General features: G+C 73.4%; 15 protein-coding genes. 6 read left to right on the top strand and 9 right to left on the bottom strand.

Features of this window, described 5'->3' with window-relative positions:
- Positions 1–107 precede the first annotated feature (107 nt).
- Positions 108–1,364: a serine/threonine-protein kinase gene (locus KME80_RS12790; RefSeq protein ID WP_219504628.1), complete on the top strand. Its 1,257-nt coding sequence runs from the start codon at positions 108–110 to the stop codon at positions 1,362–1,364.
- Between the two features lie 70 nt (positions 1,365–1,434).
- Positions 1,435–1,863 carry a VOC family protein gene (locus KME80_RS12785; protein WP_219504627.1) on the top strand — a complete coding sequence of 143 codons (429 nt, stop codon included), beginning with the start codon at positions 1,435–1,437 and terminating at the stop codon, positions 1,861–1,863.
- Between the two features lie 37 nt (positions 1,864–1,900).
- Here the strand turns inward: KME80_RS12785 and KME80_RS12780 are convergent, their stop codons facing one another.
- The 5 genes from KME80_RS12780 to KME80_RS12760 form a co-directional block, all read right to left on the bottom strand.
- Positions 1,901–2,269: a sulfurtransferase TusA family protein gene (locus KME80_RS12780; protein WP_246644695.1), complete on the bottom strand. Its 369-nt coding sequence runs from the start codon at positions 2,267–2,269 to the stop codon at positions 1,901–1,903.
- A gap of 284 nt (positions 2,270–2,553) precedes the next feature.
- The gene (locus KME80_RS12775) at positions 2,554–3,321 is read right to left on the bottom strand and encodes a GNAT family N-acetyltransferase (RefSeq protein ID WP_219504624.1); all 768 of its coding nucleotides are present in this window, start codon (positions 3,319–3,321) and stop codon (positions 2,554–2,556) included.
- Positions 3,322–3,325: 4 nt separating this feature from the next.
- On the bottom strand, positions 3,326–4,000 hold the full coding sequence (locus KME80_RS12770) for an NAD(P)H oxidoreductase (protein WP_308125729.1): 675 nt from the start codon (positions 3,998–4,000) through the stop codon (positions 3,326–3,328).
- A gap of 86 nt (positions 4,001–4,086) precedes the next feature.
- The gene (locus KME80_RS12765) at positions 4,087–5,091 is read right to left on the bottom strand and encodes an NADP-dependent oxidoreductase (protein WP_219504621.1); all 1,005 of its coding nucleotides are present in this window, start codon (positions 5,089–5,091) and stop codon (positions 4,087–4,089) included.
- Complete coding sequence (locus tag KME80_RS12760; protein ID WP_219504619.1) at positions 5,072–5,683, bottom strand: NADPH-dependent FMN reductase; 612 nt, start codon at positions 5,681–5,683, stop codon at positions 5,072–5,074. Before KME80_RS12760 ends, KME80_RS12765 begins: the two co-directional genes overlap by 20 nt.
- Before the next feature lie 117 nt (positions 5,684–5,800).
- Between KME80_RS12760 and KME80_RS12755 the strand changes: the two genes are divergently transcribed.
- The 3 genes from KME80_RS12755 to KME80_RS12745 all read left to right on the top strand — a co-directional run bounded on the left by KME80_RS12755 (position 5,801) and on the right by KME80_RS12745 (position 11,126).
- Complete coding sequence (locus KME80_RS12755; RefSeq protein WP_308125728.1) at positions 5,801–8,965, top strand: AfsR/SARP family transcriptional regulator; 3,165 nt, start codon at positions 5,801–5,803, stop codon at positions 8,963–8,965.
- A 108-nt stretch (positions 8,966–9,073) separates the two neighbouring features.
- Positions 9,074–9,991 carry a zinc-binding dehydrogenase gene (locus tag KME80_RS12750; RefSeq protein WP_219504614.1) on the top strand — a complete coding sequence of 306 codons (918 nt, stop codon included), beginning with the start codon at positions 9,074–9,076 and terminating at the stop codon, positions 9,989–9,991.
- Between the two features lie 115 nt (positions 9,992–10,106).
- A complete protein-coding gene (locus KME80_RS12745) occupies positions 10,107–11,126 on the top strand; it encodes an ABC-2 transporter permease (protein WP_246644693.1) in 1,020 nt (339 codons plus the stop codon).
- A 227-nt stretch (positions 11,127–11,353) separates the two neighbouring features.
- Here the strand turns inward: KME80_RS12745 and nuoH are convergent, their stop codons facing one another.
- The 4 genes from nuoH to KME80_RS12725 are packed head-to-tail and all read right to left on the bottom strand — an operon-like array spanning position 11,354 to position 13,741.
- Positions 11,354–12,295, bottom strand: coding sequence for an NADH-quinone oxidoreductase subunit NuoH (gene nuoH, locus KME80_RS12740; protein ID WP_219504611.1), 942 nt, complete (start codon positions 12,293–12,295; stop codon positions 11,354–11,356).
- Positions 12,288–12,818, bottom strand: coding sequence for an NADH-quinone oxidoreductase subunit C (locus KME80_RS12735; RefSeq protein ID WP_219504609.1), 531 nt, complete (start codon positions 12,816–12,818; stop codon positions 12,288–12,290). Before KME80_RS12735 ends, nuoH begins: the two co-directional genes overlap by 8 nt.
- Positions 12,815–13,336: an NADH-quinone oxidoreductase subunit B gene (locus tag KME80_RS12730; protein ID WP_443681282.1), complete on the bottom strand. Its 522-nt coding sequence runs from the start codon at positions 13,334–13,336 to the stop codon at positions 12,815–12,817. The genes KME80_RS12735 and KME80_RS12730 overlap by 4 nt, the downstream gene beginning before the upstream one ends.
- 33 nt (positions 13,337–13,369) lie before the next feature.
- The gene (locus KME80_RS12725; protein ID WP_219504607.1) at positions 13,370–13,741 is read right to left on the bottom strand and encodes an NADH-quinone oxidoreductase subunit A; all 372 of its coding nucleotides are present in this window, start codon (positions 13,739–13,741) and stop codon (positions 13,370–13,372) included.
- 84 nt (positions 13,742–13,825) lie between these two features.
- Between KME80_RS12725 and KME80_RS12720 the strand changes: the two genes are divergently transcribed.
- On the top strand, positions 13,826–15,292 hold the full coding sequence (locus KME80_RS12720) for a polysaccharide deacetylase family protein (RefSeq protein ID WP_219504605.1): 1,467 nt from the start codon (positions 13,826–13,828) through the stop codon (positions 15,290–15,292).
- Positions 15,293–15,313: the final 21 nt, after the last annotated feature.

Genomic DNA, 15,313 nt, shown 5'->3' with positions numbered 1-15,313 from the left:
GCGCGTTGTCCCCAGGTTTTCCACAGCTATCCACAGGCTGGCGGACAGTTATCCACAGGAAGGCGTCACGCCGGATTTGTGCAAGTAGGGAGCGATAGTCTCTCGCCATGTCGTACGGCCATCCGATCCGTCCCAGCGCAGGCGCCTGGACCGCTTCCGTGGTGTGGGCCGTTCTGTCGCTGATCTCGTGTGGTCTGGCGACTCCGTTCACGATCGGGTTCGCGGCGTTCTGGCTGCGGAGCGTGTGGCAGTTCGTCGCCGCGTGCGCCTACGGCGTCTGCATCGGCGCGTTCGTGGTGTCGCTGATGACGTACGACCAGGTCGAGGACATGCCCGAGCCGCTGGGCACGATCATCTCGCTGATGTTCGTGGGCGCGTGGGTGAGCGGGGTGATCCATTCGGGCATCCTCGTGCCCGCGATGGCCAAGGCCCGCCACTACCGGCCCGTCCAGCCCCACCCTCCGTCCTACGCGCAGCGCGGCCCCGCCCACCACCCGCACGGGCCCACCCTCCAGCAGCACGGCCCTGCTCACCGGCAGCACGGGCTGTCCATCCACCAGCGCACCACCTCGCCCTCCTACCAGCACCGCCCCGGCGAGCCCGAGTGGATCGGGCACTATCGGGTGGTGCGTTCGCTCGGGCGCGGCGGACAGGGCGCCGTCTACCTGGCGACCGCGCCCAACGGGGTACGGGTGGCCGTCAAGGTGCTGCACGACCTGGTCGACGAGACGGCCAGGACCCGGTTCGCCAGGGAGGTGGACTCGGCCCGCCGGGTGGCGACGTTCTCCACGGCCCGGGTGCTGGATGTGAGCATTTCGGGGCAGTTCGCGTACATCGTGAGTGAGTACGTGGACGGCCCGTCCCTGGAGCAGCTCGTACGCAACCACGGCCCCAGGGATGAGGACAGCCTGACGCGGCTGGCGTTGTCCACAGCCGGTGCGCTGGCGGCTATCCACAAGGCGGGGGTCGTCCATCGTGACTTCAAGCCGAGCAACGTGCTGATCGGCAACGACGGGCCGCGGGTGATCGACTTCGGCATCGCGCGGGCGCTCGACCAGGTGACGATGACGTCCGGGAAGATGGTCGGCACGCCGCCGTACATGTCGCCCGAGCAGCTGTCCGGTGAGCAGGTGGGGCCCGCGTCGGACGTGTTCAGCTGGGGCGTGACGATGATGTTCGCGGCGACGGGGCGACCGGCGTTCGGGGAGGACAGCGTGCCGGCGGTCTTCAACCGGGTGCTCACGCATCATCCGGACTTGTCGCCGTTACCGCCGTCCATTCGCGGGGTCGTGGGCTCCTGCCTGGCCAAACGCCCCGACGACCGGCCCAGCGCCTCGGACGTGATGCTGGCCATCGTGCACTGACCCAACCAGGAGGTCAGGGCTGTGGGGCTCGGTGCCGTGGGGCAGGGGCTCGGGGCTGGGGCTCGGGGCGGTGGCTGGGGGCTGGGGCTCGGGGCGGTGGCTGGGGCTGAGGCTGGGGCCCGGGCGCGGGCGCGGGCTGAGCGCCGGGCTGAGACTGGGGACCGGGCTTGGGCTGGAGTTCAAGCTCGACGCCGCCTCGCCCGAGCATGCCGGGTGCGACCTGCCCGGCGGGCTGCACGTGATGCTCGACACGGAAGGGTTCCGTACGCCGTTCCTGCCGGGCTGGAGGGCTCCGGAGGGCGGGCCGCGTACGCTGCTGTGCTTCGAGTTCGATTCGCCCGCCGAGGTCGACGCCAAGTACGCCGAGCTGGTCGGGGCCGGTTACCAGGGGATCGCCGAGCCGTTCGACGCGTTCTGGGGGATGCGATACGCCACGGTGGCCGACCCGGACGGGGGCGGGGTCGACCTGTACGCCTCGCTTGCGGCGCAGGCCGACTGACCTCGTACCGACCGATGTTCGGTCAGGAGGGGGTCGGTCAGGAGGGGGTCGAGTGCCAGGGGGCCTGCGGGTCGGTGCGGCGGGCGTCGGCCTGGACGCTGACGGCGTACGTGGGGCGGTCGTTGCCGGGGACGGGGCCGAGGTAGTGGTGGCCGGTCAGGTGGCACCAGGCGGGCAGGTCGATCGGCGCGGCCGGGTCCGTGGCGATCAGGTGGACGACGGTGCCGGACGGCAGGTCCGTCACCAGGCGGCGCAGCTCGATCAGCAGTTGGACACAGCGGCGGTCACCGCCGTCCAGCACCACCGGTCCGGGCTGGGACTCACCGCCGCCGCTCACCCTGGAGTCGTCGCCGCCAGCCGGGGCGTCGTCGTTCATGGGGGTGTCGTTCATGCCGCTTTCGGTCATGGGGTCCCTTTTCGTACCGGCACCGATTCTGCCCTGCTGGGCTCCATCCTGCCGCCGCCCGTCAAGCCGTCGCCGCCCGGCCCACCGCCGTCCGTCCCCGCGTAGCGCTGGCGGGTGCTGGGCCATTGTGATCACGTACCCGGTCCCGGTGGCACCCACGTGGCTGGTGGGGGTGCGTCGCGGCGTGCGGATGCGGGGTGCGGGTGCGTCGGGGCGCGGGTGCTGGACTACGGGTGCGAGTGCGGGCGGTGCGGTGACCGGCGCGCGAGTGGTGGGGCGGGGCGTCAGGGGTGCCAGGTGTACGGGGTGGTGGTGGCCAGGTGGTGGAAGCCGAGGCGTTGCAGGATGGGGCGGCTGTCGTCGGAGGCGTCCACCTGGAGGTACTCGTAGCCGCGTTCGGCCGCGATGGCGGCGCGGTAGGCGATGAGCGACCGGTAGATGCCGCGCCCGCGCCAGGCTTCGACCGTGCCCCCGCCCCAGAGGCCGGCGAAGTGGGTGCCGGGGTTCAGTTCGAGGCGGGCGGCGCTGACCGGGGTGTCGCCGGCCATGGCGAGGACGGCGAAGACCCGGTCCGGCTCGTCGGCGAGCTGCGCGGTCAGGCTCGCCATGAGGCGCGCCGAGTCGGTGCCGAACGCCTGGTCGTGCACGGTGGCCATCAGAGCAACGTCGTCCGGGCGGGTCACGGGACGCAGGTGGATGCCGTCGGGGACGGTGGCATCCGGCAGGTCCGCGACGCGGGCGACCATGAGCGCCTCCGGCGGCTCGGCGGTCAGCCCGGCTGCCAGGAGCCGGTCCGCGAGGTCGGCCGGACGGTCGTAGTCGTAGAGCTTCCACTCGAACGGACGGCCCAGCTCGGCGAAGTACCGGAGCTGGGCCGCTATCGTGGCATCCGCGGTGGAGGTGTCCAAGTCTGACCAGATGATGCCGTTCCAGGCGTCTCCGGTCGTCCGGATCACGCCGCCGATCCGCTCCACGCGGCTGCCGGGGCCGTCCGGTTGCGCGCCCTGCCGGAGTTCGCGGTCGAACAGGGCGAGCGTTTCGTCACGATCCATCCGCTCACTTCAGCAGGAGGGCGGCGGCGGCGGCAACCTGATTTCCAGCGGCCACGGCGGCCTCGGCCTCGTCGAGGATCCGGCTCACGTGGGCGTCGTCGGCGGCGGCGTCCGGGACGGTGGCGTAGACGAGGTGTACGGACGCGTCCGGGATGCCGCAGAAGGCGGAGATGCCCTGGGCCAGCTGCTGGGTGAGCAGCTTGTCCCAGCCTGCCGAGGTGAAGTGCTCCTCGGAGTAGCCGGCCAGGCCGATCCAGGTCATCCGTTTGCCGGCCAGGCGGCCCGGGGGACGGACGCCGTACGCGAAGCCGTAGTTCCACACCCGGTCGATCCAGCCCTTGAGCATCGCCGGCAGGCTGAACCACCAGACGGGGAACACCACCACGATGGTGTCGGCCGCCTCGATCCGGCGCATGTGCGCCTCGGTGTCCGGGGTGTACGTCTTGCCGCGGTCGTTCCAGTCGGGCTCGTCCTCGACGGGCATGCGGGGGTCGAAGCCCTCCGCGTACAGGTCGAGCAGGTCGACCTCGTACCCGTCCCGTTCCAGGCGGGCCCGCGCCCGCCCGGCGGCGCGCGCGGTGAGCGAGGTGGCGCGCGGGTGCGCCACCACGAGCAGCGCACGCGGCGCACCGGCGGGCCGAGCCTCCGGCACCTCCGACGAGATCGGCGCAGCAGTCACGGAAGGAGTCGGCGCAGCTTCCGACGAGGTCGGCGCAGCTTCCGGAGGAGTCGGCACCGAAGAGGCCGGCGCGGTTGGGGCGGGCATCAGAGCTTCACCAGCATCTTTCCGGTGTTGGCGCCGCGCATCATCGCCAGGAACGCCTCCGGCGCCTCCGCCAGCCCCTCGACCACGGTCTCTTCGGTGTGGAGCGAGCCGTCGGCCAGCCAGCTGGCCGCCTTGCCGATCCACTCGGGGAACAGGTGCAGGTAGGAGCTGATGAGGATGCCGCGCAACGTCGCGTTCTTGGCCGCCAGGCTGAACAGGTTGTGCGGCCCGGGGACGGGCTCGGTGGCGTTGTAGGCGCTGATCGCGCCGACCATGGCGATCCGGCCGCCCTCGCGGAGCGCGTCGATGGCCGCCACCAGGTGGTCGCCGCCCACGTTGTCCACGTACACGTCGATGCCGTCAGGCGCGGCCTCGGCGAGCTGGGCGGCCACGGACCCGGCCCGGTAGTCGATCGCGGCGTCGTACCCGAAGGACGACACGAGCTTGGCCGTCTTCTCCGGCCCGCCCGCCGAGCCGATCACGCGGGAGGCGCCGAGCTTGCGGGCGAGCTGCCCGGCGACGGTGCCGACGGCCCCCGCAGCGGCGGAGACGAACACCACGTCGCCCTCCCGGACGGGGGCGATCTCGGTCAGGGCGGCGTACGCGGTCAGCCCGGTCGTGCCGAGCGCCCCCAGGTACGCCTGCGCCGGGGCGAGCGTCGTGTCGGCGACGGTCGCGGCGGCGGCGTCCATGATCGCGTACTCGCGCCAGCCGAGGAAGTGCACGACGGTCGCGCCGATCGGGACGTCCGCGGAGCGGGAGGCGACGACCTCGCCGACGGCCGCCCCGTCCATGGGCGCGCCGAGCTCGAACGGCGGGATGTACGACTCGGCGTCGTCCATCCGGCCACGCATGTACGGGTCGACGGACATCCAGGTGTTGCGCACCAGGATCTGCCCGTCGGCCAGGTCGGGCACCTCGGTACGGGCCAGCTCGAAGTCGGAGAGGACGGGCTCGCCGACGGGACGGGCGGCCAGGCGGATCTCACGGTTGACGAGGGACATGGTGATATCTCCAGTTCATGGGAAGGGTGTCGCGGGCGGCCCGCAGCGCGCGGGCCCACCAGAGGAGTCGGTCGAGCAGGTGTTCGGCGGCTGCGACGGGAGGCGGCCTGCCGTGGCGGAAGGCGAGCCCGCCGCTGACGGTGACCGCGTCGAGCGCGGCGAACACCGGGCGGAGCTGCTCCACAGCCGCAGTCCCACCGCCGTCGTCCCCGTACGAGACGAACGCGACGGGCTTGGCCCGCCACTCGTCCCGGTACCAGTCGACGGCGTTCTTGAGCGAGGCCGGGAAGCTGTGGTTGTGCTCCGGGGTGACGATCACGAACGCGTCCGCCGACGCCAGCCACGGCGCCAGGTCCCGCACGGCGGGCGGCGCCACGGAGGGCCGCTCGCACGGGACCGGCGGCAGCCACGCCTCGGCGAGGTCGAGGACGTCCACGTCGACGTCCACGCCCATAACTACGGCCGGGGCGGCTGCCTGGTCCCCGGGCGGGTGCTTGCGCAGGCCCGCCCGGCAGGTCAGCCAGTCGGCCGCGGCCGGGCCGAACCGGTCGGGCCCGACGCCGCCGATGACGATCGCCATCCGGATGTTCATGGCCCTACTGTGCGAGCCGGCGCGCACGGTTCACTGCGGGTCCGCTGGGGGTCCGCTGGGGGCTCACCGGGATCGGGGCCCTGCCTGCTGTAATAGCGTGGTCTGATGGAGTTCGGGGTGCTTGGTCCGCTTGCGGTGTGGGCGGCGGACGGACGGCAGGTCCGGGTGCCGGAGCTGAAGGTACGCGCGCTCCTCGCCGACCTGCTGGTCCACGAGGGGCGCCCGGTGCCGGCCGACAGGCTGGCCGACGACCTGTGGGGCGAGAACCCGCCGGGCAATCCCGGCAACACGTTGCAGACCAAGGTCTCGCAGCTCAGGCGGGCGCTGGAGCAGGCCGAGCCGGGAGGCCGCGAGCTGGTCTCCTACCAGCCCGCCGGGTACGCGCTCGGCACCCGGTCGGTGGACGCGCTGCGGTTCGCCGAGCTGGTGGGCCGGGCGCGGGCCGCCGGTGACGCGCGGACCAGGGCCGACCTGCTGTCCGACGCGCTGGCGCTGTGGCGGGGACCGGCGTACGCGGACTTCCGGGACGAGGAGTTCGCCAGGGTGGCGGCCGGGCGGCTGGACGAGCAGCGGCTTACGGCCGTCGAGGAGCAGGCCGAGGCCCGGCTTGAGCTCGGCGAGCACAGCCTGCTCGCGGACGAGCTGGCCGGGCTGGTGGCCGAGCATCCGCTGCGCGAGCGGCTGCGGGCGGCGCACCTGCGGGCGCTGTACCGGGCGGGGCGGCAGGGCGAGGCGCTGGCGGGGTTCGGGGAGCTGCGCCGGGTGCTGGACGAGGAGCTGGGGCTGGACCCGAGCCCGGAGCTGGCGGCGCTGCACCAGGCGATGCTGCGGCAGGATCCGGCGCTGGCCGCCGCCCCGGCGCCCGCGACCTCGGCGGCGCGGCCCCGCTCGAACCTGCCCGTCCCGCTGACGGAGCTGGTGGGACGTGACGACGAGGTGAACGCGGCGGCGGGGCTGCTGCGTGAGGCCCGGCTGGTCACGCTGACCGGGCCGGGCGGGGTCGGCAAGACGCGCCTCGCGCTGGCCACCGCCGCGACGGTGACCGGCGCGTTCCCCGACGGGGTGTGGCTGGTCGAGCTCGCCGGGGTCTCCGGCGGGACGGAGGCCGTGGCCGAGGTGCTGGCCACCACCCTGAGCATCCACGACGAGCCCCCGATCAACCCCAGCCCCACCGCACGGGACGAGGCCACGGCCGACCCGCGCCCCGCCGCACCGGGCGAGGCCCGCGGGGGGCTGGTGCGGCGGGTTGCCGGAGCGTTGCGGGGGATGCGGACGCTGCTGGTGCTGGACAACTGCGAGCACCTGGTGGATCAGGTCGCCGAGCTGGCCGGGCTGCTGCTCGGCGCGGCGTCGGAGGTGCGGGTGCTGGCCACGAGCCAGGAGCCGCTGGCCGTGCCCGGCGAGGTGGTGCAGGCGGTGGCCCCGCTCGACCTGCCGCCGGACGGCGGTGCGGTGCGGGAGTCGGCCGCGGTCCGGCTGTTCGTGGCGCGGGCCGCGGCGGCGGCGCCGGGGTTCACGCTCGACGCGGGGAACGAGAAGTGGGTGGCGGCGATCTGCAGGCGGCTCGACGGGCTGCCGCTGGCGCTGGAGCTGGCCGCGACCCGGGTGCGGGCGCTCGGCGTGCGCGGGCTGGCCGAGCGGCTGGAGGAACGGCTGGACGACCGGTTCCGGGTGCTGGCCGCCGCCGGGCGCGGGCTGCCGGCCCGGCAGCGGACGCTCCGCGCGGTGATCGACTGGAGCTGGGAGCAGCTCGGCGAGAGGCAGCGGCTCGCGCTGTGCCGGCTGGCGGCGCACCCGGGCGGCTGCCTGCTGGAGGCGGCCGAGGCCGTGTGCGCGGGGCCGGGGCTGGACGTCGAGGACGTGCCGGACGTGCTGGTGCAGCTCGTCAACCGGTCGATGGTCGTGGCCGAGGAGCGGCCGTCGGGCGAGACGCGCTACCGGCTGCTGGAGTCGGTCGCCGCCTACTGCCTGGAGCGGCTCGCCGACGACGATCCCGTGTGGGCGCGGCGTGACGGCTACTACGTGGAGCTGGCCGAGCGGGCGGCGCCGCAGCTGTACGGGCACGGGCAGCGCAGGTGGCTGCGGCGGCTGGACGACGAGGTCGTCAACCTGCGGGCCGTACTGGACTCTCAGGTCGAGGGCGGGGGCGGCGGCGATGGCGCGGGCGGGGCGCGGCTGGCCGACGCGCTGGCCTGGTACTGGTACCTGCGCGGGCGGCACACGGAGGCGCATCGGGCGCTGTCCAGGGTGGCGGACGAGCGGACGGCGGCGTGGGAGGCCGGGTTCGCCCTGCTGACCGGCGACGGCGCCGGGCTGGCGGCGCGCAGCCGGGCCGCGCTGGCGCGGACCCGCGACCCCAGGAAGCGGTGGTTCCTGGCGCTGGCGCACCTGAACTTCGGCGACGTGGCGGCGGCCGGGCCGCTGCTGGGCGAGGTGCTGACGGAGTTCCGGGCCCTGGACGACCGGTGGGGCGAGGCGGCGGCGCTGGCGTTGCGCGCCAAGCAGGCGGTGTTCCAGGGGGACTTCGCCGCCGCCGGGCGGGACGGGAGCCGGAGCCTGGAGCTGTTCACCGAGCTGGGCGACGGCTGGGGGCGGCTGCAGGCGGCCGACATGCTGGGGTACGTGGCGGAGATCGCCGGTGACTACGCGGAGGCGGGCCGCCTGCACCGGGAGGGGCTGCGGGTGGCGGAGGACCTGCGGCTGTGGACGGACGTGTCGTACCGGCTGTCCAGTCTGGGCCGGGTCGCGCTGCTGACCGGTGACCTCGCGCGGTCCCGGGAGTTCCACGAGCGAGGGATGCGGCTGGCGGGCGAGCAGTCGAACCGGTTCGCCGAGGAGTTCGCCCGGGTGGGGCTGGGGCTGGTGGCGCGGCGGGCCGGTGATCTGGACGGCGCGCAGCGGCTCTTCGAGGAGTCGCTGGCCTGGAACCTGCGGCTGGAGGCCGACTACGGGGTGCCGTTCTACGGGCTGACGCTGCTGATGGCGGAGCTGGGGTTCGTGGCCGAGCTGCGGGGCGACGCGGAGGCGGCCGGGGCGTACCACCGCCGGGGGCTCGCGGCGGCGCGGGAGGGCGGCGATCCGAGGGCGATCGCGCTGGCCCAGGAGGGGCTGGCCGGGGTGGCGGCGCTGGAGGGCGCGTACGAGGAGGCGGCGCGGCTGCTGGCGGAGGCCGCCGCGCTGAGGGAGTCGGTGGGCGCGCCGCTCCCGGCGGCCGAGCGCGGCGACGTCGACAGGATCGCCGCCCGCGTCCAGGAGCGTGCGCGGACCGTCAGCGGTCCGTGAGGGCCGGACGAGAGGCTCGTCGCGTCGATGAAACCTGGCCGAGAGAACGCGGCCGACGCGGCACGGCCGGCGAAGCACGGCCGACGCGGCACGTGAGAAGGAGCGACGATGCGAGCCCTCGTCTACGACCCGGCGGCGCCCCACCGGCTTTCCCTGGGGCAGGCGCCCGATCCCGAGCCGACGCCCCGGCAGGCGCTGGTGGAGGTCGCGGCGGTCTCGTTCAACTACGGCGAGATCGCCTTCCGGCCGGCCGACGGGCGGCCGGGGCACGTCTCCGGGTGGGACGCCGCCGGAGTGGTGGTGCGGCCGGCCGCCGACGGGTCGGGGCCGCCCGCCGGCACGCCCGTGGTCACGTTCGGCTGGTCGGGCGCCTGGGCGGAGTTGCGGGCGGTGGACACCGATGAGCTGGCCGTGGTGCCGGACGGCGTCGACCTGGGGACGGCGGCCGCGCTCCCGGTGGCCGGGGTGACCGCGCTCCAGGCGGTGCGGCTGCTCGGGCCGCTGGTCGGGCGGCGGGTGCTCGTCACGGGCGCCTCCGGCGGCGTGGGCCGGTACGCGGTGCAGCTCGCCGCGCGGGCGGGCGCGAGCGTGGTGGCGTCGGTGGGCAGCCCGGCCCGCGGGGAGGGGTTGCGCGAGCTGGGGGCGGCCGAGATCGTCGTGGGGCCGGCGGCGATGGCCGGACGGGTGCACGGCGTGGTGGACAACGTCGGCGGGCAGCAGCTCGCCGAGGCGTTCAACCGGCTGGCGGACGGCGGCGTCGTCCAGGCCGTCGGGATGGCCTCGCGGGAGCCGACGCTGATCGACTTCGAGGAGGCGCGGACCCGGGTGGACCGGGGCCGGTTGGAGACGTTCAACCTGGCCACGCCGCTGGGGGACGACCTGGCGTACCTGGTCGGGCTGCTGGCGCGGGGCGAGCTGGACGCGCAGGTCGGCTGGCGGGGGCCGTGGGAGCGGGCGCTGGAGGCGGCGGACGCGCTGGTCGGCCGGCGCGTCGCGGGCAAGGCAGTGCTGGACCTGCGGGGTTGACGCATCCCCAAGAGGTTGACGCACCCTGCCGGATTGACTCACCCCTGCTAGGTTGACGCATCCTTGACGGCCTGGCGCGTCCGGGCCGGTCGGGCTGCGGGTATGCGATCAGGTGATGTCCACGAAGATGCCCCGCGACCCGCGAGGGGTGCGGGAGCTGTGGTCGGCGTTCGTCAACTCGCCGTTCCTGCCCGCGACCGTGCTGGTGTTCATCCTGGCCGCCGCGGCGGGCCTGTTCGCGGGCTCGTACACGTACGCGATGGCCAGGCCGGCGCCGCACCGGATCCCGGTCGCGGTCGTCGGCACGGGTGACGCGGTGAAGCGGGCGGCGTTCGTGGCGGGGATGGACGGGGCTCTGGACGCGGCGCTCGACCTGCGGGAGTTCCCCACGTACGCGGGGGCGGCGCGGGCCGTGGAAGAGCAGCGGGTGTTCGGCGTCGTGCGCGTGTACGGGGACCGGGCATGGCTGGACGTGGCTGGGGCGGCGGGCGCGTCGGTGGCGCAGTTGCTGGCGGAGGCGGCGCCGAGGGTGGGGGCGCGGATCGGCGTGGCAGTGACGGTGCGGGACGTCAAGCCGCTCCAGCGGGGCGATCCGCGCGGGCTGGCGCTGTTCTACATCTCGCTGGCGGCGGTGATCATCGGGTTCGTGGGGGCGATCCAGCTCAGCGTGCACGCGCGGGGGCTCAAGCCGCTGGAGCGGATCGGCTTCACCGCCGCCTACGCGGTGGCGGGCGGGTTCGCGATCGCGGCCGTCGTGGACTGGTTGCTGGGGGCGCTGTCGCTGCCTTTCGTGGAGTCGTGGCTGATCCTGGCGTTGACGATGTTCACCTCCGGGATGGTGTTCACCATGTTCAACACGCTCATGGGCCGGTGGGCGATGGTGCCCACGTGGGGCGTGATGGTGCTGATCGGGAACCCGTCGTCGGGCGGGGCGGTGTCGTGGCCGCTGCTGCCGTCGCCGTTCGGCGCGATCGGGCGCTGGCTGCCGCCTGGCGCGTCGGTGAACGCCCAGCACACGGCGGTCTACTTCGGCGGGCACCAGCACCCGCTGCCGTTCCTGGTGCTGGCCGGGTGGGCGGCGGTGTCGTGCGCGGTGTTCTGGACGTGGCGGCACCGGCACCCGGGCGGGCGGTGATCAGGGCAGCGCCGGGCTGAGCGCCATCCCCAGCCATTTCACCTCGAAGTGGTCCACCACCGCCCTGAAGACCGTCGCCGCGGCCCGCCAGGCGACGTAGCCGCCGACCGAGACGAGGTATTCCGTCCCAGGTCAGCTCCGTGAGCGGACGCTGCCGCCGCCCGTGCAGGGTCAACCGCACGCTTGATCACCCCCACCCTCACGACGTACGGGAGGAGCCGGAAGTTTCAGATCAGGACCTTGACCACGCCGGTGAGGGCGAGCTGGAGCAGCGCCAGGGGCACCAGCACGGCCCAGGCGAGCTTCTGCAACTGGTCCTCGCGCAGGCGGGGGAACGTCACCCGCAGCCAGATCACCACGAACGCCAGCAGGAACATCTTGACCAGCGTCCACGCCCAGCCGGGCAGCAGCGGCCCGTGCCAGCCGCCGAGGAACAGCACGGCCGTCAGGAACGACAGCACCACGATCCCGGCGTACTCGGCCAGCATGAACAGCGCGAACCGCATGCCGGTGTATTCGGTCATCGGCCCCATGATGATCTCGGACTCGGCGATCGGCATGTCGAACGGCGGCCTGCGCAGCTCGGCCAGCCCCGCCAGGAAGAACACCACGCCGCCGACGGCCTGCCACGGCAGCCACCACCACTGCCACGCCTCGACGATGCCCGGCAGCGACAGCGTGCCCGCCGCCATCGCCACGGAGGAGGCGGCCAGCACCAGCGGCAGCTCGTACGCGACGAGCTGGGCGGCGGCGCGCATGCCGCCGAGCACCGAGTACTTGTTGGCCGACGCCCAGCCCGCCATGATCGCGCCGAGCACGCCGACGCCCATGACCGCGAGCACGAAGAACAGCCCCAGGTCCAGGTCCACGCCCACGAACCCGTCGTCGAACGGGATCGCGATCAGCACCAGCAGGTAGGGCACCAGCGCCACCCCGGGCGCGATCATGAACACCCGCCGGTCGGCGGCGGCCGGGACGACGTCCTCCTTCTGCATGAACTTGACGCCGTCGGCGATGAGCTGCGCCCAGCCGTGGAAGCCGCCCGCGTACATGGGGCCGAGCCGCGACTGCATGTGCGCCATGACCTTGTGCTCGGTCTGCCCGACGATCAGCGGCAGCGCGAGGAAGGCGATGAGGATGACGGCGAAGTGCAGCACCACGTCAAGCATCGGGCGTCGCCCCCCAGTCGGCCGGGACTCCCGGCGGCAGCGTCTTGCGGCGGCTCGGGGCGCCGTGGCCGGACTCGCCCGGCTCCTTCGCGCCGGGCCACTGCTTGGCGACCCGGGCGGCCAGGATGAAGTCCTTGCGCAGCGGATGCCCTTCGAACCCGTCGGGCAGCAGCAGCGGCACCAGGTGGGGGTGTCCTTCGAAGATCACCCCGAACATCTCGTACGTCTCGCGCTCGTGCCAGTCGGCGCCCCGGTAGACGCCGACGGCCGTCGGCAGGCGCGGGTCGGCGCGCGGCACCCGGGTGCGCAGCAGCAGCCGTTCGCGGGTGGCGGGGTTGTAGACGTGGGCCACGACGTGGAACTCGTCGGGCGGCTCGTCGACGCCGGTCAGCCAGTCGAAGAAGGAGAATCCCAGCTCGTCGCGGACCCGGGTGAGCAGGGCGATCCAGTCGCCGGGCGCGACGTCGACGACGGTGTCGCCGAAGGAGTCGGTGACCTGGGCGTGCTCGCCGAAGCGGGTCACCTCGCCTCCCCGGAGGGCAGGTAGCGGTCGCCGAGCCGTTCGCCGGCGATCTTCTCCTGGAGCTTCATGATGCCGTAGAGGAGGGCCTCGGGCCGGGGCGGGCAGCCGGGCACGTAGACGTCGACGGGGACGATCTGGTCGACGCCGTTGGTGACGCAGTAGGAGTCCCAGTAGGGGCCGCCGGTGTTGGAGCAGGCGCCGAACGAGATCACGTACTTGGGGTCGGGCATCTGCTCGTAGAGCCGTTTGACGGCCGGGGCCATCTTGTCGGTGACGGTGCCGGAGACGATCATCAGGTCGGCCTGGCGCGGCCCGTTGGCGAACGGGATCACTCCGAACCGGATGAAGTCGTGCCTGCTCATCGAGGTGGCGATGAACTCGATGGCGCAGCACGCCAGCCCGAAGTTGAACACCCACAGCGAATAGCGCCGTCCCCAGTTGAGCACGAACCGCATCGGCTTGGGCGCCAGCCGGGAGATCGGCCCCACCGTGGGCATCGGAAGATCCGTCGCTGCCATGTCTGCCATTGTTGCGCGGATCGGGGGCGAGAGCTATGTCCAGGTCAGGACGCGCTTGCGCCAGGCGTAGAGGATGCCGAGGGCGATGAAGCCGAGGAAGACGAACATCTCGGCCAGCGTGGTCAGGCCGTAGCCGGGCGCGTCGAAGATCGTCGCCCAGGGGAAGAGGAAGACCGCGTCGACGGCGAAGACGACGTACAGGTAGGTGAAGACGTAGTAGCGGACCTGCGACTGGGCCCAGCCGTCGCCGACGGGGTCGACGCCGCACTCGTAGGAGGTGAGCTTGTCGGCGGTGGGGCGGGCGGGGCGGAGCAGGCGGTTGATCAGCATGGCTCCGGCCACGATCGCGACCCCGATCGCGAGCAGCGCCGCGACCAGCAGGTAGGACCCGTAGTAGCCGTCCATTCCGCGATGGTAACCCAGTCAAAGCTAACGCCCCATCCCCCCAAAATAGGGCAAACAGCATGATCCGCCGCATAGTGTGCATGCATGCCCAGATTGCGATTGCTCGGTGGGATCGCGCTGCTGGCCGTCTCCGCCACTGGATGCGGGATGGCCGCGGCCGCCCCCGACCGGGAGGCCACGGTCCCCGCGGAGCCCACCAGGATCGACTTCGTCGACCCCGCGACCGTGGCCGGGCTGGCCCCGCGCACGCTCACGGAGGGCGAGAGCGCGGGACGCCACGTGCACATCAGCTACCCGGAGCTCCCGGGCGCGGCGCGGCTCAACGCGCTGCTGCGCCAGGAGGCCGAGCGCGAGCTGCGCGACTTCCACGACACGACCTCCGCCGTCGACAGCCTGCCCCGCCCCGAGCTGAACGTGGACTGGCAGCTCGCCGCCGCCGGCGACGTGGTGGGCGTGCGGCTGCGCACCGGCGAGTACCGGGGCGCCGACTGGGGCAACGCCACCCGCACCTTCTGGTACGACCGCCACACCGGCCGCGCCACCGGCTCGGCCGGGCTGCTGGCCGGGACCGACGCGCTGCGCGAGGTCTCCCGCCTGGTCAGGAACGGCCTCAAGGAACGCGGCCCGGACGTGGACCGCGACCAGGTCTCGGCCGAGCGCGGGAAGCTCGACTCGATGGCCTTCAACGCCGACGGCGACCTGGTGGTGGAGTTCGACGACTGCCAGATCGGCCCCTGCTCGCTCGGCCGCCTCGCCGTCGCCGTCCCGGCCGCGAAGGTCACGCCGCTGCTGTCGCCGACGGGCCTGCGCGCCCAGCAGTCCGTACGGGAGTCCGCGCGGCAGGTGGCGCGGGCCGCCTACACGCCCAAGCGGTCGGTGCCCGCCGCCGCCAGCGACCGCGCCGGCACCGTGGACTGCGCGGCGGTCAAGTGCGTGGCGCTGACCTTCGACGACGGGCCGGGGCCGTACACCGCCGAGCTGCTCGACGTGCTGCGCGAGGCCGGCGCCAGAGCCACGTTCTTCCCCGTCGGCAGCGGCGTCGCCGCCGAGCCCGAGCTGCTGCGGCGCATGCGCGACGAGGGGCACCTGGTCGGCAACCACACGTGGGACCACCGCGACCTGTCCAGGCTGCCCACCAGCAAGATCGCCGACCAGCTCGGCCGGGCGGGGGACGCCGTCGCCGCGGCCATCGGCCAGCGCCCCACGCTGGTGCGGGCGCCGTACGGGGAAGTGAGCCTGGACGTCAGGAACGTGGCGCGCGAGCGGAAGCTGTCGCTGGTCGGCTGGGACGTCGACAGCCGCGACCGGCAGGGCGGCGAGCCCGCGGAGATCGCCGCGCGGACGGTCCGCCAGGCGCATCCGGGGGCGATCGTGCTCATGCACGACCTCGACCGCACCGCCGTCGACGCCGTACCGGGCATCCTGGAAGAACTTCAGGGGAAGGGATACGCGTTCGTCACCGTTCCAGAGTTGTACGGAACGGCCGGCATGCAAGCTGGACGCGTCTACACGTCGGGAATCGGGCCCTCACGCAAGGAACCCCTGACGTAGGAGAACCGACGGGGGGACGTA

This window comes from Nonomuraea ceibae, assembly GCF_019396325.1.
Lineage (GTDB): Bacteria > Actinomycetota > Actinomycetes > Streptosporangiales > Streptosporangiaceae > Nonomuraea > Nonomuraea ceibae.
The sequence above is the reverse complement of the archived record's forward strand: the minus strand, read 5'-3'. Positions and strand labels throughout refer to the sequence as shown.